We start from the raw sequence: 24,088 nt of genomic DNA on the forward strand, positions 1-24,088 counted from the left end.
TTGCGGAGCTCTTTTGTGATCCTTCCTGCGTCAGGATGACAATATTGGCTATAAAAACTTTGTGCCTTAGTGGAAAATAGTTTACAAATCAAATTCATCGCCAATTGACAAAGAATCAGCCGGCACCGCAGTTGAATCCGGAGCTTTAATACGAATAAAGGAGCGCGCATTACCGGAAATGTAAACCGGGAGTTGGCCTATTGTGTCTTCAGGGACTAAAAGACCACGGCGGAACATTAAATTCTTTAAAAACTTCTGATTTTGCACTGCAAAGTCTCTCAAATTTCCCTGATCATTAAATTGGTACATGAATTTCCTTGGCTTAGGGATAATAGTTGCCAGGTACAAACACTCATCTACGTTTAAGGCCGATGGACTTTTTTGAAAATAGAAATGACTTGCTTCTCCAATTCCGTATACATTTGGTCCCCATTCTATAATGTTGAAATATACTTCGAGCATTCTTTCTTTGCTGACTACGCGATTGTTCTCCAGAATATAAACCAATAAAATTTCTTCAAGTTTGCGCGAAAGTGTTTTTTCTCTTGTCAAAAAGACATTCTTTATTAATTGCATACTAATGGTGCTGGCACCACGTGAGAATTTTTTGGTTTTGATGTTCTTTAAAATAGATTGCTTAAACGCTTCATTAATAAACCCACGATGGGAAAAGAAAGACGGATCTTCTGTTGTTAAAACAGATTTTCTTAAATAAGGTGAGATCTGGTCCAAAGGCGTGTAATTAGGATTTGCATTTCCAACTAAAATAGGTCTTTGCAATACATTCTGAATAATGGCGCGATAAACAAATTCACCGTTTAATTTATTAAGATCTGCTTCACCGTATTTAGTGATTTTTAAATCTTCTTTATTGAGTTTGCTGTCAAATACTAAAGTATTCGGGTTGTTTTTATTGAATTTGAAATCCAATTTATAATCGAAATTTCCTGTTGCTTCCATTCCCTGAAAATGAGTAAACAATCCGTCAGGCAACGAAACGATAAAGTCTTGCGCCTTCATTTTCGGGATATCTACTTTCAGTGTGTAAATAGTATCTTTTTCTGTACTGTAAGAAATATAAGGCTTGACTTTTATCTTATTCAACTGCATGGTTGAGGTACTGTCGATCGAAATAAAATTATCTCCCAATAGAAAGCGATAGGCAAAGCGTGCATTTTTAATGACCACATCTTTACTGGCGATTTTAGGGTGATTGATTTTTAAGTTCGTGATAGAAGTGTAACCGTCAATATGCAATTCGCTTCCGTCTTTTTCTATATTTTGAACATTTAATCGGATCGAATCAAAACTTGCTTTTAAGTTATAGCGTTCGTCTAAATACGGAACACGAATGGCTCCGGTATCTAAATTAAAGAAACGGATATCAGCTTTTTTATTTCTGGGATCAGCAAAACCTTTAATGTTCCATCGCTGGTCAAAATCTTTGCTTTGTACATGAAGATTGGTTTCGAGTTGTTTGTTGTCTAAAACGAGTTTATTGACAGCAATAGAAGTCTTTTTGCCGTTATCATCGATCCTGAAATTTAGGTTTTCCAGTTTCATGTCCGTCGGAACCAGATTTAGTAATTTTGAAATAATTCTATACGCAAAAGTAGCGTATTTGCGTTTTTCATTTTTATCAGAATCAGATTTGTCTTTTTTCAGGAAAGCATCAAAATTACGGACATTTCCTTTTTTGACTAATTGAATATAACCATTATTGACTTTTAAAGTGCCAACCTGAACATCACCAATTAATAAATGAGACAAACTAATACTGGTTTCTATTTTTTGAATGTGGCAAAGCGTATCAGCATTTCTCGGAACCAGAATAATATCAGTTAGTTTAATGCCGGATAAGCCATCAAACGAAGCTGATTTTACAGAAAAAGTACTGTTGTATTCTGTATCCATTTTGGTTTTTACCTTCGCAATAGCTTGTTTTAATAAAGAATCACGAAAAAAGTAAAAGCCTAAAAAAAGCACTACCAATACTATTGCAAGTATTAGAAGTGCTTTGTATATTTTTTGTTTTGGAAATTTCATAAAGTTAATTTCATAAAAAAATTAGGGAATGTTCGCTTTGCGAACATTAGTTTTTGCCACGAATTTCACTAATTTTCCCGAATTATACGTAGCATGAGCATGAGTATATGAATTTGAATTAAATTTAAATAAAAATTCGTGTTTAATTTGTGAAATTCGTGGTAAAAAAAACATATTATCCAAAAAGAATACCGGCTACATCTTCAATTTTGGCGACAAGCTCAATCTTGATTCCTGTATTCTTTAACGCAATTTTGTTGTACTTAGATACAAAGATAGTGGTGAATCCTAGTTTCTCAGCTTCCTGAATACGTTGATCTACCCGATTTACCGGACGAATTTCTCCTGAAAGTCCAACTTCACCAGCAAAACAAAAACCTTTTGTTACCGGAATATCTTCATTTGAGGATAAAATCGCCGCAACAACAGCAAGATCTATTGCAGGGTCATCTACAGAAATTCCTCCGGTTACGTTCAAAAAGACATCTTTTGCTCCTAAATGAAATCCGGCTCTTTTTTCTAAAACCGCCAAAATCATGTTCAGTCTTTTGGCATTGTAACCCGTGGTACTTCGTTGAGGAGTTCCGTAAACTGCGGTACTTACAAGCGATTGTATTTCGATCATTAACGGGCGCATTCCTTCAAGTGTAGAGGCAATTGCGGTTCCTGATAATTCTTCGTCTTTGTGCGAAATTAATATTTCTGACGGATTGCTGACTTCTCGTAAACCGCTTCCCAACATTTCATAAATCCCCAATTCGGCTGTTGAGCCAAAACGGTTTTTTAGAGAACGTAAGATTCGGTAAACATGATTTCGATCGCCTTCAAACTGTAAAACAGTATCGACCATATGTTCCAGGATTTTTGGTCCGGCAATGTTTCCGTCTTTGGTAATATGCCCAATTAAAATAACCGGAATATTGGTCTCTTTGGCAAACTTGATCAATTCAGCAGTTGTTTCTCTAATCTGAGAAATACTTCCGGCAGTTGATTCGATATAATCGGTATGCAAAGTCTGAATCGAATCGATAATGACAATTTCAGGCTGAATAGCTTCAATTTGTTTAAAGATATTCTGTGTTTTTGTTTCCGTCAGGATATAACAGTTTTCACTGTCCGGTGTAATTCTTTCAGCACGCATCTTTATTTGCTTCTGACTTTCCTCACCGGAAACATACAAAGTTTTATAGGGTAATTTTAATGATATCTGAAGTAAAAGTGTACTTTTTCCAATTCCTGGTTCACCGCCCAAAAGAGTCAAAGATCCCGGAACAATTCCGCCACCCAAAACACGATTCAATTCGCCGTCAGTCGTATCCATGCGGATTTCCTGAGTCGAGTCGATCTCATTAATTTTTAATGGGCGTGGAGCTTTACCATTTGAAGTTGGTTCGCTTTTCCATGCTACTTTTTCCTGCTTCTGAATGATCTCTTCCGCAATAGTATTCCATTCCTTGCAGGCATTGCATTGTCCTTGCCATTTGGCATATTGAGTTCCGCAGTTTTGACAAAAAAAAGAAGTTTTAACTTTAGACATTATTTACCGGTTTTTGCAAGTGCGTTCATTTGATCCATTTTTTCATACATCATATCCTTATTCAAATCGCCAATTGGTTCCATTTGTGAAGCATTTTGATATTTTTTAGACGCTCTTTTTGCGTCGCCCATTTTCTCATACATCAGGCCTAATTCGTATTCGCCTAACATGGCTTTAGGATAATTTACATTTCCAATTTCGGCCATTTTGCCTAATTCGTCGTAGGCTTTGTTTTTTAGAATGATGTTTTCTATTACTTTAAAGTCGCTCATTCTCACAGGAATCTGAACTCCCATAACTTTAGACATAGTCGCATATTTAGCTTCTAAATAATCTGCATATCCAGTCTGAAGAACAGCAATTTTGTCATTGTACTCAGCGGAATTTATAGGTTTGTAAGCCTCAAAAATATGATATAATGCATTTGGTATCGAATGCAGCACTTCTGTATAATGCGTTGTGCCTTTAAATAAATCATATTTATAGTTTACTAACGGATTATTTGCGATTTTAATATTGCTGTCCAGCTTTTCTATTGGCTCTTTGATTTTCTTAATATCGCCATCAGCTGCTGAAAGATAGTAAAAGAAAGGTTCTTTTATTTTTGTGAACTTTTCCGGAATACGAACTTCCATTTTTGGTGCAAGTTCAGGGCTTAAACAAATATAAGCGTTAAAAAGCGGCGTTTCTTTGTATAAATAAAAGTTGATAAAACTCGCTGTAATGTCATGACCTGCAATAATTCTGAAAGGAGTAGTGCGGTATTTTTTTTCAATATAGGGAACCAATTCAGCTCCGATAAATTCAAAAAACTGAGCGCCTTTTTCAAACGGTAAACCGTTATTCTGGTCAATTGTAGCATCGTCATAACGTTCTCCGTCTTTATTTTGATGCACACCAATGATAATCATTTCAGGCAAATCATCCCAATAAACGCCATAACTTATAGCTCCGGAAAAGGGATCAAATAAATAATCACCATCTAATAAATATAAAACAGGGTATTTTTTTTCGGGATTAGCTTCATAAGAAGCAGGAAGTCCAATAGTTATTCTTCTTTCTTCTCCGAGTTTGACAGATTTAATATTGTCGAATTTTTTCTGTGAGAATACAGAAATTGAAATTAATGCAAGCAGCAGGTAAACTTTCTTCATGATTTGGGGCATTTCATTGAGTTGAAAAGTATTGAAATAGTATGGCAATATAATACTTTATTTGCTTTTTTGCTTGGGTAGGAATTTAAAAAAGCAATGAAATTATGCGATTAAACCTATTTTTTGATTTAGGCATAAAAAACCTTGTTTGTCAAAAAAACAGATTTCGACAAACAAGAATAATATATAAGGTGTAAAAGGGAGGCTTAGGTTAGCGAATTATCGTTTTCATTAGGGAAAATGATCCATGGCTTGAAGGTTTTTGCTTCTTCAAACTCCAGGGTTGCATAGGATATAATGATAATGATGTCGTCTTTTTGAACTTTTCTTGCGGCAGGTCCGTTCAGGGTAATTTCTCCTGAATTTTTTTGCCCTTTGATAGCGTAAGTTTCAAAACGTTCGCCATTATTGATGTTTACAATAGATACCTTTTCACCTTCAATAATATTTGAGGCTTCCAGTAATGTTTCGTCAATAGTAATACTGCCAATATAATTTAGGTCAGCTCCAGTTACTTTTACACGATGAATTTTTGATTTTATAACTTGAATTTGCATTTTGCAAAGGTAAATTAATTTAATGAAATGGTGTCGATCAACCTTATATTATTAACAAATACCGCTATAAAAGCGCGATAGTTTTTGTCTTTACTTTTATGGTCAATCGGTAATAATGTAGATTCGTCAGCAATTACAAAATATTCGAGATCAAATTTCTCGTTATCTTTAAAAGTATCTTCTACAAATTTTATAGTGTCTTCAGGAGTTCCCGTCTGAAATATTTCTTTAGCTTCTGTCAAAGTTTTATAAATGATAGCAGCTTCTTTTCGTTCTTCGGGAGTTAATCGCTCGTTTCTGGAACTCATCGCAAGCTGATTATCCTCTCTGAAGATTGGACAGCCTACCACATTTACCGGTAAATTTGTTTTTTCGACCATTTTTTTTACGATCTGCAATTGCTGGAAATCCTTCTCTCCAAAATACGCATTTGTAGGTGTAACAATTTCGAACAAACGTTTAACAATCGTTCCTACGCCATTAAAATGTCCGGGTCTGAATTGTCCTTCCATCTGATTCTCTAATCCATCAAAGTCAAATGACTGAGAAATAGTATGTCCTTCGTAAATGTCATCTACAGAAGGTGCGTATAGAATCATTTTATCACTTAAATTGCGCATTTTTTTTACGTCTTCTTCAAGAGTTCTGGGGTATTTTTCGAGATCTTCAGGGTTGTTAAATTGTGTAGGATTAACAAAAATACTTACAACGGTATCGTCGTTTTCTTTAATTGATCTTTGCATTAACGCCAGATGACCTTGGTGTAAAGCGCCCATTGTTGGTACAAATCCGATGGTTGAATTTGCGGTTTTGATAGTTTTCAAATAGGCTATCAAAGCTACTTTACCGTAGAAAATATGCATGGCAGTATTATTAAAATTTAGTGCAAACATAATATATTAGTTATAAACTGCATAAATTTTTGTAATTTTGCAACGTTTTTATTACCAAAAATTAAGTAAAATACTATTATGAAAGATAAGAGGATATTATATGTATCATCTGAAGTCGTGCCTTATTTGGCTGAAAATGAAGTTTCTTTAATGTCATATGACGTTCCAAAAATGATCAATGATCAGGGCGGACAAATAAGAATTTTCATGCCAAGATATGGAAATATCAACGAAAGAAGACACCAATTGCATGAAGTTATTAGACTTTCAGGAATGAATTTGGTAGTGAATGATTTAGATATGCCATTGATTATCAAAGTAGCTTCGATTCCAAAAGAAAGAATTCAGGTTTATTTTATTGATAATGATGAATATTTTAAACGTAAAGCAACTTTTGCTGACGAAGAAGGAGTTCTATATCCTGATAATGACGAAAGAGCAATATTTTTTGCTAAAGGAGTTGTTGAAACGGTAAAAAAACTGAACTGGGTTCCGGATATCATTCATGTTCACGGTTGGTTGGCTGCAATGCTGCCAATTTATATGAAGCACTACTATAAAAATGAAGCTTTATTTTCTGAAACAAAAATTGTTACCTCTGTTTATGGGCAATCTTTTGATGAAAATTTAGATTTAGAAATGATAAATAAGGTCAAATTTGATGGTGTGCCGCACGAGGCGATTTCAGATTTGGAGATCCCTAATTACGAAAATGTCTTAAAGGCGAGTATATTACACTCTGATGCTGTGATTATCGCTTCTGAAAACGTATCCCCAAGTTTAACAAAATTTATAGAATCTTCAGGAAAACCTTTTTTACCTTTCGCCACGAAAGATGCATTCGCTGAAGCGTATACAAATTTCTATAAAACGATGGGTCTTTAAATTTTAACTTTATTATTAAACATGTACAATACTTCTTTTATTAAGAAAATTCTATTAATAGCAACAGTTGTCCTTTTCTATTCTTGCGATAAAGATTTTAATTCAATTGGTGGCAGTTTGATCGGCGACGATCATTTTGGCCTTGAATCTGAAAAATATGATGTTTTAGCTTATAATCAGGAAGTAACTCCTGTTCAGTCAAACGGATTAACGCTTAACGGATTAGGGATTTATGATAATTCTGTTTTCGGTACAAATACATCAAATTTTGTAAGTCAGCTTACTATGGTGACAGATGCTCCAACTATTGGTGAAGCTCCGGTAATAGAAAGTGTAGTTTTAAGTGTTTCTTATTTGTATCATGTAACTGAAGCGGATCCTAAGGGAGGAAATGTTTATGCGTTAGATTCTATTTATGGAGATCCTAAAGGAAAAATTAAACTAAGTGTTTACGAATCTGGAGTTCAGATGCGTTCTTCTTATTTTGATGGTGGTTCACAATTTGCTCAATTGTATTATACAAATCAGGATTCAGGTACAGATCCTATAAATTTTGATACAAGTAAAATTGGTGCAAGGTTGAATGATGATCCGGATCCGGCACAAAATGATGCATTCTTTTTTAGTGCAGCACAAAGAAAAGATTCAACAGTAGTAGATGCTAATGCGGCTGTAAAAACATATACATATACTTATGTAGCTCCGGAAATGCGTTTGAATCTGAACAAAGCATTCTTTTTAGATAAAATTCTAAAAGCGCCAGCTTCTAAACTTTCTTCTGCAGCTATTTTTCAGGAATATTTCAGAGGATTGTATTTTAAAGTGGAAAAATCAGATGGAAATCCTTCGAATTTAGCGTTATTAGATTTTGCAAAATCCGGGAATGCTAAAATCACAATTAAGTATAAGGCAAAAACAGCTATAACAACTGATCCTGATGATACAATGGAAGAAAAGTCATTGGTTATTAATTTATCAGGGGCTCAGGCTAGTTTGTATCAGGATGTTAAGAATCCAACCTATTATAATGCAGTAACAAATCCTAACAAAACGACGGGAGATGACAGGCTTTACCTAAAAGGAGGTCAGGGATCACTTGCTGTAGTAGATCTTAATGGTTTTGGTGCTAAGTTAGATGAAATCAGAACGAGGAACTGGTTAGTAAATGAAGCTAATTTGGTGTTTTCTATCGATGCTGAGAAAATGGCAGGGGCTTATGAGCCAAAACGTATTTATTTGTATGACTTAGATAATAGTCTGGCATTATTAGATTATAGTTTAGATGGTACTACTGCCACGGCTAATCCGCCTGGTAAAATTATTTACAGTGGTATTATAAATATTGATCCTACTTCAAAAAGAGGGACAACGTACAAAATCAGGTTAACGAATCATATTCGTAATATCATTAAAAATGCAACTGTAAAAAATGTGAAATTAGGTTTAGTGGTTACGGGGGATATTAATACAATAACTTTTGGCCAGTTGAAACTTAAAAATGACATTTTCTCAAATGTGCCAAGAGCCTCGGTTATGAGTCCGTTAGGAACAATATTATACGGTGGAACATCAAGTTCTAATGTTCCTGCCGGGAAAAAACTACAACTTGAGGTCTACTACACGAAACCAAATTAATAAATAATATATGTGTGGAATTGTTGGATATATCGGCCATCGAGAGGCTTATCCTATTGTTATCAAGGGGCTAAAACGACTCGAATACAGAGGTTATGATAGTGCCGGAGTCATGTTATATGATGATGAAACTGGTGTAAAGGTTTGTAAAACAAAAGGTAAAGTTTTGGATCTTGAAGCTAAGGTTAAAGATGTTTTTAATACAAGCGGAAAGATTGGAATTGGGCATACACGTTGGGCGACTCACGGGGTGCCAAATGATGTAAACTCACACCCGCATCTTTCTAATTCAGGTGAGTTGGTAATTATTCATAATGGAATCATTGAGAATTATGCACCGCTTAAAGAAGAATTAATCAAAAGAGGATATACTTTTAAGTCAGATACAGATACTGAGGTTTTAGTAAATCTTATTGAAGAAGTTCAAAAGAAAGAAGGAATAAAATTAGGTAAAGCGGTTCAGATTGCTTTAAATCAAGTAGTGGGTGCATATGCAATTGCTGTTTTTGATAAAAAAAATCCAAACGAAATCGTGGCTGCAAGATTAGGTAGTCCATTAGCAATTGGTGTTGGAGAAGGAGAATATTTTATTGCTTCTGATGCTTCGCCTTTTATCGAATATACTTCGAATGCAATTTATCTTGAAGATGGTGAAATGGCAAATATTAGATTGCACAAACCTCTTAAAGTTAGAAAAATTCAAGATGACTCTTTAGTGAATCCTTATATTCAGGAGCTTCAAATGAATTTGGAGCAAATCGAAAAAGGAGGTTATGATCATTTCATGCTTAAAGAAATCTATGAGCAGCCAAATGTTATAAAAGATACTTACAGAGGAAGACTTCACGCAAATGAAGGAATCGTTCAAATGGCAGGTGTTGAGGATAATTTAGAAAAATTCTTAAACGCAAAGCGTATTTTGATCGTTGCTTGTGGTACATCATGGCATGCAGGTTTAGTAGCAGAGTATATTTTTGAAGAATTTACCCGTATTCCGGTTGAAGTAGAATATGCTTCTGAATTTAGATACAGAAACCCAATTATAAACAAAGACGATGTTGTTATTGCAATTTCTCAATCAGGAGAAACTGCAGATACAATGGCGGCTATTAAATTGGCTAAAGAAAATGGAGCTTTTGTTTTTGGAGTTTGTAACGTAGTAGGTTCTTCTATTTCAAGAGAAAGTCATGCAGGTGCTTACACACACGCAGGACCGGAAATTGGAGTAGCTTCGACTAAAGCATTTACAACGCAAATTACTGTTTTGACCATGATCGCATTGCGATTAGGTAAAGCAAAAGGTACATTGTCAAATCCTGATTTTCATGCTTACTTACAGGAATTAGAATTGATTCCGGAAAAAGTAGCTGAGGCATTAGAAACTAACGACAGAGCAAAAGAAATTGCTGCAGCTTTTAAAGATGCGCCAAACTGTTTGTATTTAGGTCGTGGTTATAATTTTCCTGTAGCACTTGAAGGAGCTTTAAAACTTAAAGAGATCTCTTATATTCATGCTGAAGGTTATCCTGCTGCAGAAATGAAACACGGACCAATCGCTTTAATTGATGAGCACATGCCTGTTATCGTAATTGCACCTAAACAAGGTCATTATGATAAAATCGTAAGTAATATTCAGGAAATAAAATCAAGAAGCGGTAAAATTATCGCTGTAGTAACTAAAGGGGATACTCAGGTTCGTGAGTTGGCTGATTATGTTATTGAGATTCCTGAAACTTCAGATGCATTATCACCGTTAATTACAACAATACCTTTACAGTTGCTTTCTTATTATATAGCTGTAATGAGAGGTTGTAATGTTGATCAACCGCGTAACTTGGCAAAATCAGTTACTGTAGAATAATATTTTATTAAAGTATATAAATGTTAAAAAAGCGAGATTTAGGTCTCGCTTTTTTTTATTGTCAAATTTTTTTTCTTCCTGTTGTATTTTTATTAAATCCTCATTTTTTTTGCAAAAAAATATATGTATGCATAGTATTTTTGTTTCTGGGACTTTGTTCTTTGATTTTAATTTAAGAAAACTAATTATCAAATAGTTAAAATTGTAACGAATTTTATATAGAATATTTATTTTTTTTAACATTTTTTTATTAATATCAAAAATATTTGTATTTTGGCTACATTAACTAACCAAAAACAAACCTAAATGAGAGTATGTCTACTAATTATGTTGTTTTTCAGCGGAATAACCTTCGCTCAGAATACAATTACTGGTTCTGTTACTGATGGTAACAAACAATCTATTCCTGGTGCTAACATTAGTGTTGTAGGAGATCGAAGCGGTACTTCAACCGACTTCGATGGTACATTTAAATTGACAACTTCAGTAAAATTACCGTTTACAATTAAGGTATCGGCAGTGGGATTTGAAGCTAAGACTTTTAATATCACATCGGCCAGCCAAAAAGTAAGTGCGGTATTAAAGGATGAAGAAACCAAGTTGAATGAAATCGTTGTTTCGGCTTCAAGAACTCCGGAGAGAGTAATTGAATCGCCTGTTACTATAGAAAGAATGGGAATTCAGGAAATTAAAAATACCACGGCACCCACTTTTTATGATGGTTTAGAGAATTTAAAAGAGGTGAATTTTAATACCAGCAGTATTTCGTTCAAGTCGATTAATACTCGTGGTTTTGCTTCTGTGGCCAATACGCGTTTTATGCAATTGGTTGACGGGATGGATAATTCTTCGCCGGCATTGAACTTTGTGTTAGGGAACTTAATTGGAATTTCAGATTTAGATGTGGCTAGTGTAGAGCTTTTGCCGGGAGCATCATCTGCATTATATGGAGCAAATGCTTTTAATGGTATCTTGTTTATGAATAGTAAAAGCCCTTTTGTTGATGAAGGGATTAGTGTTTATTATAAATACGGACAAACCACTCAAAAAGCGGCTGGAACTAATGATTATAATGATTTTGGAATAAGAGCTGCAAAAGCTTTTACAAAAAGTTTTGCCTTAAAAGCGAACTTTACTTATATGGAAGCAACGGAATGGATTGCTGCCGATACTAGAAGTATGACCGGAGGTTCTGTTGGTCATGCGAATAATCAAAATTATGATGGTTTGAATATTTATGGAGATGAGATAACTACTTTTATTCCAAATGTTGGTCAGGTGAGCAGAACGGGATATCGTGAGCAGGATTTGACAGATAACAAAGTTAAAAATGTGAAAGCAGATTTTTCTGCTCATATTAAACCTTTTAAAGATGAGACAGAAGTTATCCTGCAATATAAAATAGGTTTAGGTAGTACTATTTATCAGGGAGCTAATAGGTATTCTTTGAAGGATTTCATGATGCAGCAAGGAAAAATTGAGGTAAAAGGAAAGAACTTTTTTGCCAGAGTATATGCTACTGATGAGGATGCCGGAAATTCATATGATATGAGATTTGCAGGTTGGAATGTAAACAGGGCTGCAAAATCTGATCAGGAATGGTTTACCAATTATGCTACAGCTTATCAATTATCAGGTGCTGTAATGGGAACTAATGCAAATGAATCTGCAACAATTGCAAGAAATTTTGCGGATTATAATATACTACCTGCGCCAATTTCTTTTATTCCTGCGCCAAAAGGTTCAGCCAGATTTGAGCCGGGTTCAGTACAGTTTAATAATGCACTTGCCACAGTTACTTCAAATCCAGATTTGACACAAGGGGCTAAATTTATTGATCATTCAAAATTGTACCATTCAGATGTGAATTATAATTTCAGGGATATGATAAAATGGGCAGAAATTCAGGTAGGTGGTTCATGGAGGCAATATATTATGGATTCTGAAGGAACTATTTTTACTGATTATGATGGTCCAATTAGTTATAGAGAATATGGTGCTTATGGTCAGTTGACTAAAAAATTCATGGATGACAGATTGAAGTTCACAGGATCTTTGCGTTATGATAAAAGCCAGAATTTTGATGGAAATGTTTCGCCAAGAGTTTCGTTTGTGTATTCTGCGGGAGAATCTAAAAGACATAATTTCAGATTGTCCTATCAAACGGGTTTTCGTAACCCAACAACGCAAGATCAGTATATAGGTTTAGATTTAGGGCCATTTGCTTTAATAGGATCTGCTGCTGATAACTTAGATCGTTTTCAGGAAACTGTAAATGTGAGTGCTGCAGGACAAGCAATAGCGGGTCAGCCGGCAACAATAGGAATGTCTGGTCAAAATGCCTATCACAATGCTTATACAGTAGCCTCGGTTCAGGCGTTTGCTGCTTCTGCAAATCCGGGAGATCTTCAGGTAGCCAACATCGGGTTGGTGAAACCGGAACAAGTTCATGCTTTTGAGGTTGGATATCGTTCGGTAGTTCAGAATGATTTGTCAGTAGATTTAAATGTTTATTATAATATTTATAATGATTTTATGAATACTGCAAGAGTAATATCTCCGTATTATGGAACGGTAGGGACAGATTCTTCAAATCCTGCAGTGCAACAAAGTTATCAGGCTTTGGCATTTGGTGACAGAAGGGTGTATCAGGTTTATACCAATACTACGGCTCAGGTTTCTTCATTAGGTTTTGGAGTTGGTTTGTCTAAAAAGGTATATAAGGATTTTGAATTGGGTGTGAATTATAACTATGCTCAGTTTGATTTTAACCAGGCAGATGATCCAAGCTTCATAGCAGGTTTTAATACTCCAAAGCACAGAATTAAAGCTTCACTTGGTAATGCTAAAGTGATTAAAAACCTTGGGTTTAATGTGAATGTAAGATGGAATACTGAGTATTTATGGCAATCTTCTTTTGGAGACGGAATCGTTCCGGAAAATACAGTTCTGGATGCTCAGATTAATTATGCTTTTACAAAATTAAAATCAGTTATTAAAGTGGGTGCAACGAATCTTTTTGGTTCAGACTATATTCAGGTAATTGGAGCCGGATCTATTGGTCAGCAATGGTTTGTTTCCTGGACAATTAATCCGTAATTATAACAGTAGTAAGATGAAGCGGGTTTCTTTCTTAGATGAAAAATGAGAAAGAAGTAATAATTTTAAACTTAAATAACATGAGAAAAAATATAAAATTGCTATTGTTGGTTTCATTAACCTTTGTGGCGTGTAATAATGATGATAGCAGCGATAATCCGGCAGAAGTTCCGGTTGTTCCGGGGTCTGCAGTGTTTACTAAATACATAGCGCTTGGAGATTCTTTTGCTGCAGGTTACAGCGATAATGCTCTTTTTAAAAAGGGTCAGGAAGGGTCTTATACAAACATAATGGCGCAGCAATTTGTCGCGGCAGGTGGAGGTGCTTTTACAACACCATTTATGAATGATAATCTGGGAGGGTTATTATTAGGCGGGAATGTTGTGGCGGCTACTCGTTTGTATTTTAACGGACAGGCTCCTGTGAATGTTGCCGGAAAACCCACGACAGAAGTTACAACACATCTTACGGGAACTTTTGGTAACTTAGGAGTTCCGGGTGCCAAAAGTTTTCATTTAATAGCATCTGGATATGGAAATGTTGCAGGAGTGGCAAGTGGCGCTGCTAATCCATATTTTGCTCGTTTTGCCAGTTCGCCTTCAACTACGATTTTGGCAGATGCAGTAGTTCAGGATCCAACTTTCTTCTCTTTGTTTATAGGAGGAAATGATGTTTTGGCTTATGCAACTTCGGGAGGAATTGGAAAAGATCAGACCGGAAATATGAATCCTGCTACTTATGGAAGTAATGATATTACTGATCCAGCTGTTTTTGCAAGTGTTTACTCCGGTTTGGTTACGAGTTTGACGGCAAAAGGAGCAAAAGGAGTAGTGGCTAACTTGCCTTACATCACAACTTTGCCTTATTTTACTACAGTTCCTTTTAATCCGGCTCCGCTTACAGCTGCTCTTGCAACTCAACTAAATGCAGGTTATGCAGTTTATAATGGAGGTTTAAAACAAATGGTTGCCAATAAATTATTAACCCAGGAAGAAGCAACAAGAAGAACAGTCAATTTTATAGCGGGAAATAATGCGGTGGTGGTTGTGGATAGTTATTTAACGAATCTTATGGCTTACGGACTTCCTTCGTACAGACAGGCAACTAAAGAAGATTTGATAATTTTGTCCGCCAGAACATTTATTGGTACTACAGTTGGGGGAGATGCAGCAAAAGTAAACGGACTTTCGGTGCCATTGGCTGATAATTGGGTGTTGACAAAAGACGAAATTGCAGAAGTAAAAAAAGCCACAGATGCTTATAATGTAACAATAAAAAGAATTGCAGATGAAAAAGGTTTGGCTTTTGTAGATACAGGCGCTGTAATGACGCAGTTGTCCAGCGGAGGAGTTCGTTTTGGGAATTTTACCATGTCGTCGACTTATGTTACCGGAGGAGCTTTTTCTTTAGATGGTGTACATCCTAGTGCAAGAGGGTATGGTTTGATCGCTAATATTTTTATAGATGCAATAAATGCAAAATATGGTTCAACGTTACGTCATGTCGATTTGGGTATATATCCAATTCAATATCCCGCAACAATTCAATAATGCCAATTTTTTTAGTACGAAAGTCACTCATTTCTAAAATGTAGTGGCTTTTTTTCTTTTCTTAAAAAATGCTATTTTCTGTATTTGAAGCCTGAGTTTTAGGAATCAAACAAAATCGTAGTATTTTTTATAAAAAAAATATTGATTTTATATTTTAAAAAATTATCTTTGCGCTCTGAAAAAAGAGGTATTTTCGATAAACCTAAATAGCTATTTAATAAATACATAAGTAATGTCAAAAGTAATAGGAAAAGTTGCTCAAATCATTGGACCAGTAGTTGACGTAGTTTTCAACGGTAAGGATGTTGAACTTCCAAAAATTTATGATTCACTAGAAATCACTAAAAAAGACGGAACATTATTAGTTCTAGAAGTACAATCTCACATTGGAGAAAACACAGTTCGTACCATTTCTATGGACTCTACAGACGGTTTGTCTAGAGGATATGAAGTAGTTGGAACAGGAAATCCAATCCAAATGCCAATCGGTCCAGATGTATATGGAAGATTATTTAATGTAATTGGAGATGCAATTGATGGTTTAGGAAACTTGCCAAAAACAGGAGAAAACGGTTTGTCTATTCACAGACAAGCTCCTAGATTTGAAGATCTGTCTACTTCATCAGAAGTTTTATTTACAGGTATCAAAGTAATCGATTTGATCGAGCCTTACTCAAAAGGGGGGAAAATTGGATTGTTTGGTGGTGCTGGAGTTGGTAAAACAGTATTGATTCAGGAGTTGATCAACAATATCGCAAAAGGTCACGGTGGACTTTCAGTATTCGCAGGAGTAGGAGAAAGAACACGTGAAGGAAATGACTTACTTCGTGAGATGTTAGAGTCAGGAATTATAAAATATGGTGATGATTTCATGCACTCTATGGAAAATGGAGGATGGGATTTATCAAAAGTAGATATGCCAGGAATGAGAGAGTCTAAAGCTACTTTCGTTTTCGGACAAATGAATGAGCCTCCTGGAGCTCGTGCGCGTGTAGCACTTTCAGGATTATCTATCGCTGAGTATTTCCGTGATGGAGCAGGAACTGATCAAGGTAAAGATGTATTGTTTTTCGTTGATAACATCTTCCGTTTTACACAAGCAGGTTCTGAGGTATCAGCACTTTTAGGACGTATGCCTTCTGCAGTAGGATACCAACCAACTTTGGCAACAGAGATGGGAGCGATGCAAGAGCGTATTACATCTACAAACAAAGGATCTATTACATCTGTACAAGCGGTTTACGTTCCTGCGGATGATTTAACTGACCCGGCGCCGGCAACAACGTTTGCTCACTTAGATGCTACAACTGTATTGTCTCGTAAAATTGCTGAATTAGGTATTTATCCAGCGGTTGACCCGTTAGATTCTACTTCAAGAATTTTGACTCCTCAAATCTTAGGAAATGAGCATTATGACTGTGCACAAAGAGTAAAAGAAATTCTTCAAAAATACAAACAATTGCAAGATATTATTGCGATCTTAGGTATGGAAGAATTATCTGAAGAAGATAAATTATCAGTATCAAGAGCACGTCGTGTTCAACGTTTCTTATCTCAACCATTCCACGTAGCGGAGCAATTTACAGGTATTCCTGGAGTTTTGGTTGATATTAAAGATACTATCAAAGGATTCAACATGATTATCGACGGTGAGTTAGATCATCTTCCTGAAGCAGCTTTCAACTTGAAAGGTTCTATTCAGGATGCTATCGAAGCTGGAGAAAAAATGTTAGCTGAAGCATAATCTAGTTTTCAGTATTCAGTCGCAGTATTCAGTACTGAGACTTTTAACTGAGGCTGTAAACTAAAAAAAGATGATTTTAGAAATAGTATCACCAGAAGCTAAAATATTTTCAGGAGAAGTAACAGCAGTTACATTACCTGGAGTTGACGGAAGCTTTCAAATATTGAACCATCACGCTCCTATTGTTTCTATTCTAGAGAAAGGAACTATTAAAATTGCAGCGTCAAGTTTCAATTTTTCTAAAGATGTAGCGAGTAAATTCACGAAAGTAAATGACCAGACTTATACATTAGAGATCGAGTCAGGTACTATCGAAATGAAAGACAATAAAATTATTGTTTTAGTTGACTAAGGCAATTTTAGAATAAATAAAAAGCCAAACAGAAATGTTTGGCTTTTTTTATTGCCATAAATCATATACTTTTGAAGTATTAGAATCTCTTTATAAAATATTGATTGTTTTATAAAAGCTCAGTAAGCTTTTGTAATTAAGCTTCATCAATTTGATGCAGCCAAATAACTATGTCAAATTTTATAAAGAATATATGAAAAATATAAATAAAGTTGCTGTTTTAGGCGGTGGCGGAAGAACTGGAAATTATCTTGTAAACCAGTTATTGAAAAAAGGATTTAGCGTAAAACTTTTGTTGCGAAATCCTGAAAATTTTACCATTCAGAATCCAGACATCGAAATAATTAAAGGGGATGCCCTTGATTTAGAATCCATACAATTATTGCTAAAAGATTGTCAGGCAGTTGTGAGTACAATTGGGCAACGCAAAGACGAGCCTCTTGTTGCCAGTGCAGCAATCAGGAATATTCTGAAAGTAATGAATAATTACGGAATAGATCGCTATTTGTTATTGGCGGGATTGAATATAGAAACTCCATTTGATAAAAAAAGTGCTAAAACAGAAATGGCCACGGAATGGATGAAAACCAATTTTCCAATAATTCAGGAAGACAGGCAAAAGGCCTATGAATTTTTAGTTGAAAGTAATGTACAATGGACCCAGGTTCGGGTTCCGTTTATAGAATTTAATGATATAAGTGCTGAGATTTCAATAAGTACAGAAGATTGTCTGGGCGATAAGATTAGTGCAATTGATATTGCAAAATTCATGACTCAGGAAATGACAGCATCCAAATTCAACAGACAATCGCCTTTTATAAGTGCAATTTAAATAGTAAGTTACAAACAGCGGGCATGTCAAGCCCGCTGTTTATTTAATATAATTTCAATTTCATAACTTTGCTTTTATGAAATTACCGGAAAATCTAATTCAGAAGCTCGAAAATCGAAAGCAGAATAATTCGCTTAGAAAACTGCCTGTGTTCAATAATCTAGTCGATTTTTCTTCAAATGACTATATTGGATTCGCAAAATCAGAATCGATATTTAAGTCAACTCATGCTTATTTGCTGGAAAACGAAATTTTTGAAAATGGTGCAACAGGTTCGCGCTTAATTTCCGGAAATCATTCGTTGTATCAAATCGCAGAAGCATTTATTGCAGAGTTTCATGACGCTCAATCGGCTTTAATCTTTAATTCGGGTTACGATGCCAATGTTGGCTTTTTTAGTGCTGTACCGCAACGAAATGATGTTATTTTGTATGATGAACTAAGTCATGCTTCTATTCGGGACGGAATTATTATGTCGAATGCTAAATCGTACAAATTCAATCACAATGATTTTGAGGATTTAGAACGACTTATTCAAAAATTTCCCGATACAAATATTTACATTGTGACTGAATCTGTTTTCTCTATGGATGGTGATAGTCCAAACTTAGAAGAATTAGTAGGCTTATCTGAAAAATACAATTGTTATTTAGTCATAGACGAAGCACATACTTTAGGTGTCTTTGGCGAAAAAGGAGAAGGATTTATTCAGTATCTTAATTTGCATCACAGAATTTTTGCCAGAATCATGACCTTCGGAAAAGGTTTAGGTTGTCATGGCTCAGTGATTCTTGGAAGCAAAGATCTTAAAGAATATCTGGTAAACTTTGCCAGAAGTTTTATTTATACAACAGGATTATCTCCACATTCTGTTGCTACAATTCTGGTAGCATACCAGCAATTAGAAATTGAAAAACAAAACATCGAAAAATTACGTCACAATATTGTGTTATTCAATCAGCAGAAGAATCTGTTGGGTTTAAAGCCAATGTTTGTTCGAAGCAAATCAGCAATACAATCCGCAATAGTACCCGGAAATGAAAACGTAAAACGATTAGCGCAACAATTGCAGGATAAAGGTTTTGATGTAAAACCAATTCTTTCGCCAACAGTTCCTGAAGGAGAGGAACGTTTGCGCTTTTGCATTCATAGTTTTAATTCTGAAGAAGAAATTAATCAAATTCTGAAATTGTTAGAGACTTTATTTTTTAAGATTTAGTATTGTCAGGCTGAGCGGAGTCGAAGCCCATTCCAATAAGCAAGCCTTCGACTCCGCTCAGGATGACACTGCGACTTGTGAGATTATCCTTTTTATTGAGTTCTAAAAGTAAAAAAAATCTGTGACAATCTGTTTGATTCGTTTAATCAGCGGGCCAATTATAGAATGTTACTCCGTAAAAAATCTCTGCAATTCCTTGTCTTTCCTCACTTCTTAAAAAAGTTTTAGTTTCTTTTGTAACGTTTTGAATATTTGATTACTTACGAGTCGTAATCAAAATAACAAAACCATTATGAAATCAAAATCAAATTCTTCAAAACAAAGTGTTTTTAATGTTATCCTTTTTGCTTCAATAGGATTCCTTGTAGGCTTAGTAAGCTACTTTTTAATAAAAATCCTAAGCATCATTTTAACGATCTCAATAGTTTTAGTAGTCGTTACTTGGTGGAATAGAAATAAGGACAATAAATATTAAAAAGGAGTTTCAATCAATCAATCAATCAAATACAATCAATCAAAATGAAAAATTTATTTACATCAGCAATCGTTATAATCACTTTAGTTTTTAGTGTATCAGTTCAGGCGCAAACAAAAACGCCAAAATTAGAAAACTCTCTTTTATGGGAGGTGTCAGGAAACGGACTTTCAAAGCCATCATATGTTTACGGAACCATTCATGGTATTTGCCCGAATGATTATTTTATGGCAGAAAAAACGAAAAAAGCATTTCAAAAATCAGATAAACTAATTCTGGAGATTAATTTATCTGATCCTAATGAAATAGCAGAAGCCCAAAAAAGCAGTATTTCGTCAGAGCCGTTAAGTAAGAAGCTGACAAAAGAACAATTGTCAAAATTAGATTCGATTTTACAAAAAAATACAGGTTTGAAAGTAAAACAATTAGATGGTTTTACTTTAGCGGCAATTATGGGTTTTATTTCTATAAAGACATTTGATTGTGAAACATTAAAATCATATGAATCAGATTTTATAGATTTGGCTAAAAAAGAAAATAAAACGATTGGAGGTTTCGAAACTGTAAAAGGACAAAGCAGCATATTGTCAAATGCTTACACAGATTCAGAATTGATAGAAACTGTTGGTGATTTTAGTAAGACCGAGACCAAAAAAATGGTTGAAGATTATAAAGCCGAAAACCTGATGAATCTTCATGGGGAGAATGAAAAGGCAATGAGTGACAAAGTTAGAAAATTGATAATTGACGACAGAAATAAAGATTGGGCACACAGAATGCCTGAGATGATGAAAGAGGAAAGTTTGTTTGTGGCAGTTGGAGTAGGGCATTTGCCAGGTAAAGACGGCGTGATTAATTTATTGAAAAAAGCAGGATACAAGGTAAAACCGGTAACGAAATAAAATCGTTTTGAAAGAGAAAGAACAAGAATTTTTAGATCGGATTCAAAGTCATAAAGGAATACTCTATAAAGTTTCTAAAATGTACATGGACAATCATAATGATCAGCAAGATCTGTTTCAGGAGATTGTTTGTCAGCTTTGGAAATCATATGATTCTTTTAGAAACGAAAGTCAGTTTTCGACCTGGATGTATCGGGTTGCAGTAAATACAGCTATTATTTTCTTAAAAAAAGAAAAACGAAAAGTAGATAAATATGAGATTGCTTCAGAAAACATCAAAGATGATGAAGGCGATTCGCATATTAAAGAAAGTCAAATCGATCATTTTTATAAAGCAGTCCAGAAACTGGAGAAAATTGATAAAGCGATTATTTTCTATCAGTTAGAAGGTTTCTCTCATAAAGAAATTGGAGACAATCTGGGAATCTCAGAAGGAAATGCACGCGTGAAATTAAATAGGGCAAAAGAAAAATTAAAAGAAATAATAAAAAATCAAGGATATGGATTTTAACGATATACAAAACGCATGGAATAATGAAAAGACAGAGAATGTTGTGCTTCCGGATAATTTAGCAAAAATACAATCAGCAAATATGCCGTTGGATAAAATTAGAAGAAATCTCGGGCATGAATTTCTATGGCAAATGGTCTTTATAATTTTTTTCGCTTTTATACCTTTTATTTACGCTTTCGAACCAAAAATAGCAAAGATTTACTATTTGTTCTTTAGCATATTTATTGCCGTTTGTATTTATTATTTTGCAAAGCTGTATTTGTTTTATAAACGACTTAATAATATTACATTAAAAACAAAAGATAGTTTGTACGAAACGTATTTTGATGTGAGATTGAATATGGAGTTATATAAGACTTTTGGATTCGCTGTAACGCCTTTTTCAATTTTGTTTTTAATTGGATTTTTCTATACAAAGTTTTCTAAAACTCTTGCTATACAGATAGTTGATGTCAGCGATTCTGAGCTGATTAGTGTTCTCTTAATGATTATTTTCTCTATCTTAGTTATGGGGGTCTTTTTAGAATGGTGGGTGCATTATTTTTATGGAAAATATGCCAGGGAAATAAGAAAAGTTATCGACGAACTAAAAGAAGAGTAGCCGAAAACAATAAACCTATCGTAATGATGGGTTTTGTTTTTAGTGGTATTTTTGCGAAAGCTATTGCACAGAGATACACAAAGAAAAAATACAAAGTGACACAAAGCAAAAGTCATTTTAGTGAATCTTTGTTTTTTTTCTTTCTGTATCTCTGCGAAACAAAAAACTTATGAAAATATTTATAACAGGAATTTCTACAGATGTTGGTAAAACAATTAGTGCTGCAATCGTTGTTGAAGCTTTAGAAGCGGATTATTGGAAGCCTGTTCAGGCTGGAGATCTGGATAATTCGGATAGTCATAAAGTTAAAAGCCTATTGAGTTGTCATACTGAGCGAAGTCGAAGTACAAAATCTCAATTCTATCCAAATGCCTACAAATTAAACACACCTGCAAGTCCGCACTTGGCAGCTGAGATAGACGGAATTACAATTAATCTGGAAGAAATCAAAGAACCAGTTACAGATAACCATCTGGTTATCGAAGGAGCCGGAGGGATTTTTGTTCCACTAAATGAAAGCGACACAATTATTGATTTAATACAACCTGATTATAAAATAATTGTAGTTTCAAGACATTATTTAGGAAGCATCAATCATACTTTATTAACGATAGAAGCAATCAGAAATCGTGGTTTTGAAGTTGCTGGAATTATCTTTAGCGGAAGCGAAAACAAATCTACCGAAAGTCTAATCCTGAATAAAACCGGAATAAAATGCATCGGTAGAATTGAGGAAGAGCCTTACTTTGACCAAAATGTAATTCGTGAATACGCTGATTTGTTCCGGGAAAACCTTCTTAGTTTATAAAGAAAAGAATATAAAATAAAGAAAATAGACTTTCCTATCTTTGCCTCTATTAAGAGATATTAAATCTTTGTTTTTTACTCTATTTTCTATATTCTAAATAAGATGACTCTAACAGAAAAAGACAGCCAATACCTTTGGCATCCTTATACACAACACAAAACAGCACAAACTCCAATTGCAATTTCCAGAGGAGAAGGAGTTTTGCTTTGGGATGAAAACGGCAAGGAATATATTGATGCAATTGCTTCATGGTGGGTAAACCCGTTTGGGCACAGTAATAAATTTATTGCAGATGCGATTTACAAGCAATTAACGACTTTGGAGCATGTTTTATTTGGAGGTTTTACACACGAACCAGCAATAAAAGTAGCGGAAAGGTTAATGGAGATCTTGCCAAAAAATCAACAAAAAATCTTCTTTTCTGATAATGGGTCAACAGCCGTTGAAGTTGCGATAAAAGTAGCATTGCAGTATTTTTTTAATAAAAATGAAAAACGTACTACTATTATTGCTTTCGAAAATGCTTTTCACGGAGATACTTTTGCAGCAATGGCAGCAAGTGGAATATCTTTTTACACACAAGCCTTTCAGGGAATGTTTATTGATGTTGTGAGAATTCCGGTTCCGGTAAAAGGAAAAGAACAGGAAAGTTTTGACGCGTTGAAAAACGTGATTGAAAAACATAATTGTGCCGGTTTTATTTTTGAGCCATTAGTACAGGGAGCTGCCGGAATGGTAATGTATGAACCTGAAGCATTAGCAAAATTAATTCAGATTTGTAAAACCAGTAAAGTTTTGACGATTGCAGATGAAGTAATGACGGGTTTTGGAAAAACAGGAAAGACCTTTGCAATGGATTACGTTTCTGAAGAGCCGGATATGATTTGTCTTTCTAAAGCATTAACCGGAGGAACAATCCCAATGGCGATTACGACTTTTACACAAGAAGTTTTTGATGCTTTTTATGATGATGATATTAATAAAGCACTGTTTCATGGACATACTTTTACGGCGAATCCAACAGGTTGTGCAGCAGCTCTGGCAAGTATGGATTTATTGCAGACTGATGAAATGCAAGCCAATATTCAAAGGATAAATAAAAGCCATTTAGTATTTCAGAAGAAAATTGAAAAGCATTCAAAAGTAATAACAGCCAGGACATTGGGCGTTATTTTTGCGGTCGAAATTAAATCCGATTCAGCAGAAAGTTATTACGGTTCTATGCGAAACAAACTTTATAATTTCTTTATAGAAAAAGGGGCTATTTTACGTCCGGTTGGGAATATTGTTTACATTCTTCCTCCGTATATTATGACAGACGACCAGCTTCAAAAAGTGTATTCTATTATTGAAGAAGCTATAGAAATGGTATAAATTTGCCCACAGATTTAAACGGGTTAAACGGATTTTTCGCTGTTTTAAAT

General features: G+C 34.8%; 19 protein-coding genes. 14 read left to right on the forward strand and 5 right to left on the reverse strand.

Features of this window, described 5'->3' with window-relative positions; all coding sequences use genetic code 11:
• Positions 1-81: 81 nt before the first annotated feature.
• The 5 genes from ACQKCJ_RS01550 to panC all read right to left on the reverse strand — a co-directional run bounded on the left by ACQKCJ_RS01550 (position 82) and on the right by panC (position 6,187).
• Positions 82-2,046, reverse strand: coding sequence for a transglycosylase domain-containing protein (locus ACQKCJ_RS01550; protein ID WP_427401212.1), 1,965 nt, complete (start codon positions 2,044-2,046; stop codon positions 82-84).
• A 175-nt stretch (positions 2,047-2,221) separates the two neighbouring features.
• On the reverse strand, positions 2,222-3,583 hold the full coding sequence (radA, locus tag ACQKCJ_RS01555) for a DNA repair protein RadA (RefSeq protein WP_427401213.1): 1,362 nt from the start codon (positions 3,581-3,583) through the stop codon (positions 2,222-2,224).
• Positions 3,583-4,737, reverse strand: a complete 1,155-nt coding sequence (locus ACQKCJ_RS01560) for an alpha/beta hydrolase (RefSeq protein WP_271334045.1) — start codon at positions 4,735-4,737, stop codon at positions 3,583-3,585. The genes radA and ACQKCJ_RS01560 overlap by 1 nt, the downstream gene beginning before the upstream one ends.
• A 206-nt stretch (positions 4,738-4,943) precedes the next feature.
• Positions 4,944-5,294 (reverse strand): aspartate 1-decarboxylase, encoded by a 351-nt coding sequence (gene panD / locus ACQKCJ_RS01565; RefSeq protein ID WP_072957097.1) that lies wholly within the window; start codon positions 5,292-5,294, stop codon positions 4,944-4,946.
• A gap of 14 nt (positions 5,295-5,308) precedes the next feature.
• Positions 5,309-6,187 (reverse strand): pantoate--beta-alanine ligase, encoded by an 879-nt coding sequence (gene panC, locus ACQKCJ_RS01570; RefSeq protein ID WP_271334046.1) that lies wholly within the window; start codon positions 6,185-6,187, stop codon positions 5,309-5,311.
• A 78-nt stretch (positions 6,188-6,265) separates the two neighbouring features.
• Here panC and ACQKCJ_RS01575 point away from each other — a divergent pair, with 78 nt between their 5' ends.
• The 14 genes from ACQKCJ_RS01575 (at position 6,266) to bioA (ending at position 24,038) form a co-directional block, all read left to right on the forward strand.
• Positions 6,266-7,072, forward strand: a complete 807-nt coding sequence (locus ACQKCJ_RS01575) for a glycogen/starch synthase (protein WP_072957091.1) — start codon at positions 6,266-6,268, stop codon at positions 7,070-7,072.
• Between the two features lie 21 nt (positions 7,073-7,093).
• Positions 7,094-8,707, forward strand: coding sequence for a DUF4270 domain-containing protein (locus ACQKCJ_RS01580; protein ID WP_427401214.1), 1,614 nt, complete (start codon positions 7,094-7,096; stop codon positions 8,705-8,707).
• Between the two features lie 10 nt (positions 8,708-8,717).
• A complete protein-coding gene (glmS, locus tag ACQKCJ_RS01585; protein ID WP_427401215.1) occupies positions 8,718-10,568 on the forward strand; it encodes a glutamine--fructose-6-phosphate transaminase (isomerizing) in 1,851 nt (616 codons plus the stop codon).
• Positions 10,569-10,874: 306 nt separating this feature from the next.
• On the forward strand, positions 10,875-13,667 hold the full coding sequence (locus tag ACQKCJ_RS01590; protein WP_271334050.1) for a TonB-dependent receptor: 2,793 nt from the start codon (positions 10,875-10,877) through the stop codon (positions 13,665-13,667).
• 80 nt (positions 13,668-13,747) lie between these two features.
• Positions 13,748-15,217 carry an SGNH/GDSL hydrolase family protein gene (locus ACQKCJ_RS01595; protein WP_271334051.1) on the forward strand — a complete coding sequence of 490 codons (1,470 nt, stop codon included), beginning with the start codon at positions 13,748-13,750 and terminating at the stop codon, positions 15,215-15,217.
• A 232-nt stretch (positions 15,218-15,449) separates the two neighbouring features.
• The gene (gene atpD / locus ACQKCJ_RS01600) at positions 15,450-16,961 is read left to right on the forward strand and encodes a F0F1 ATP synthase subunit beta (RefSeq protein ID WP_072957076.1); all 1,512 of its coding nucleotides are present in this window, start codon (positions 15,450-15,452) and stop codon (positions 16,959-16,961) included.
• A gap of 70 nt (positions 16,962-17,031) precedes the next feature.
• Positions 17,032-17,313: a FoF1 ATP synthase subunit delta/epsilon gene (locus ACQKCJ_RS01605; RefSeq protein ID WP_271334052.1), complete on the forward strand. Its 282-nt coding sequence runs from the start codon at positions 17,032-17,034 to the stop codon at positions 17,311-17,313.
• Positions 17,314-17,506: 193 nt separating this feature from the next.
• Positions 17,507-18,145 carry an NAD(P)-dependent oxidoreductase gene (locus ACQKCJ_RS01610; RefSeq protein ID WP_271334053.1) on the forward strand — a complete coding sequence of 213 codons (639 nt, stop codon included), beginning with the start codon at positions 17,507-17,509 and terminating at the stop codon, positions 18,143-18,145.
• A 76-nt stretch (positions 18,146-18,221) separates the two neighbouring features.
• Positions 18,222-19,364, forward strand: a complete 1,143-nt coding sequence (locus ACQKCJ_RS01615; protein ID WP_427401216.1) for an aminotransferase class I/II-fold pyridoxal phosphate-dependent enzyme — start codon at positions 18,222-18,224, stop codon at positions 19,362-19,364.
• 519 nt (positions 19,365-19,883) lie between these two features.
• A complete protein-coding gene (locus ACQKCJ_RS01620; RefSeq protein ID WP_427401217.1) occupies positions 19,884-20,741 on the forward strand; it encodes a TraB/GumN family protein in 858 nt (285 codons plus the stop codon).
• 7 nt (positions 20,742-20,748) lie between these two features.
• A complete protein-coding gene (locus ACQKCJ_RS01625; protein WP_271334056.1) occupies positions 20,749-21,252 on the forward strand; it encodes an RNA polymerase sigma factor in 504 nt (167 codons plus the stop codon).
• Positions 21,242-21,856 (forward strand): hypothetical protein, encoded by a 615-nt coding sequence (locus ACQKCJ_RS01630; RefSeq protein ID WP_427401218.1) that lies wholly within the window; start codon positions 21,242-21,244, stop codon positions 21,854-21,856. Before ACQKCJ_RS01625 ends, ACQKCJ_RS01630 begins: the two co-directional genes overlap by 11 nt.
• 169 nt (positions 21,857-22,025) lie before the next feature.
• Entirely contained in the window at positions 22,026-22,664 is a 639-nt protein-coding gene (gene bioD / locus ACQKCJ_RS01635; protein WP_271334058.1) for a dethiobiotin synthase, read from the forward strand.
• A 102-nt stretch (positions 22,665-22,766) separates the two neighbouring features.
• Positions 22,767-24,038, forward strand: coding sequence for an adenosylmethionine--8-amino-7-oxononanoate transaminase (bioA, locus tag ACQKCJ_RS01640; RefSeq protein ID WP_271334059.1), 1,272 nt, complete (start codon positions 22,767-22,769; stop codon positions 24,036-24,038).
• Positions 24,039-24,088: the final 50 nt, after the last annotated feature.

It is taken from the genome of Flavobacterium sp. NPDC079362 (assembly GCF_050267765.1).
Lineage (GTDB): Bacteria > Bacteroidota > Bacteroidia > Flavobacteriales > Flavobacteriaceae > Flavobacterium > Flavobacterium azizsancarii.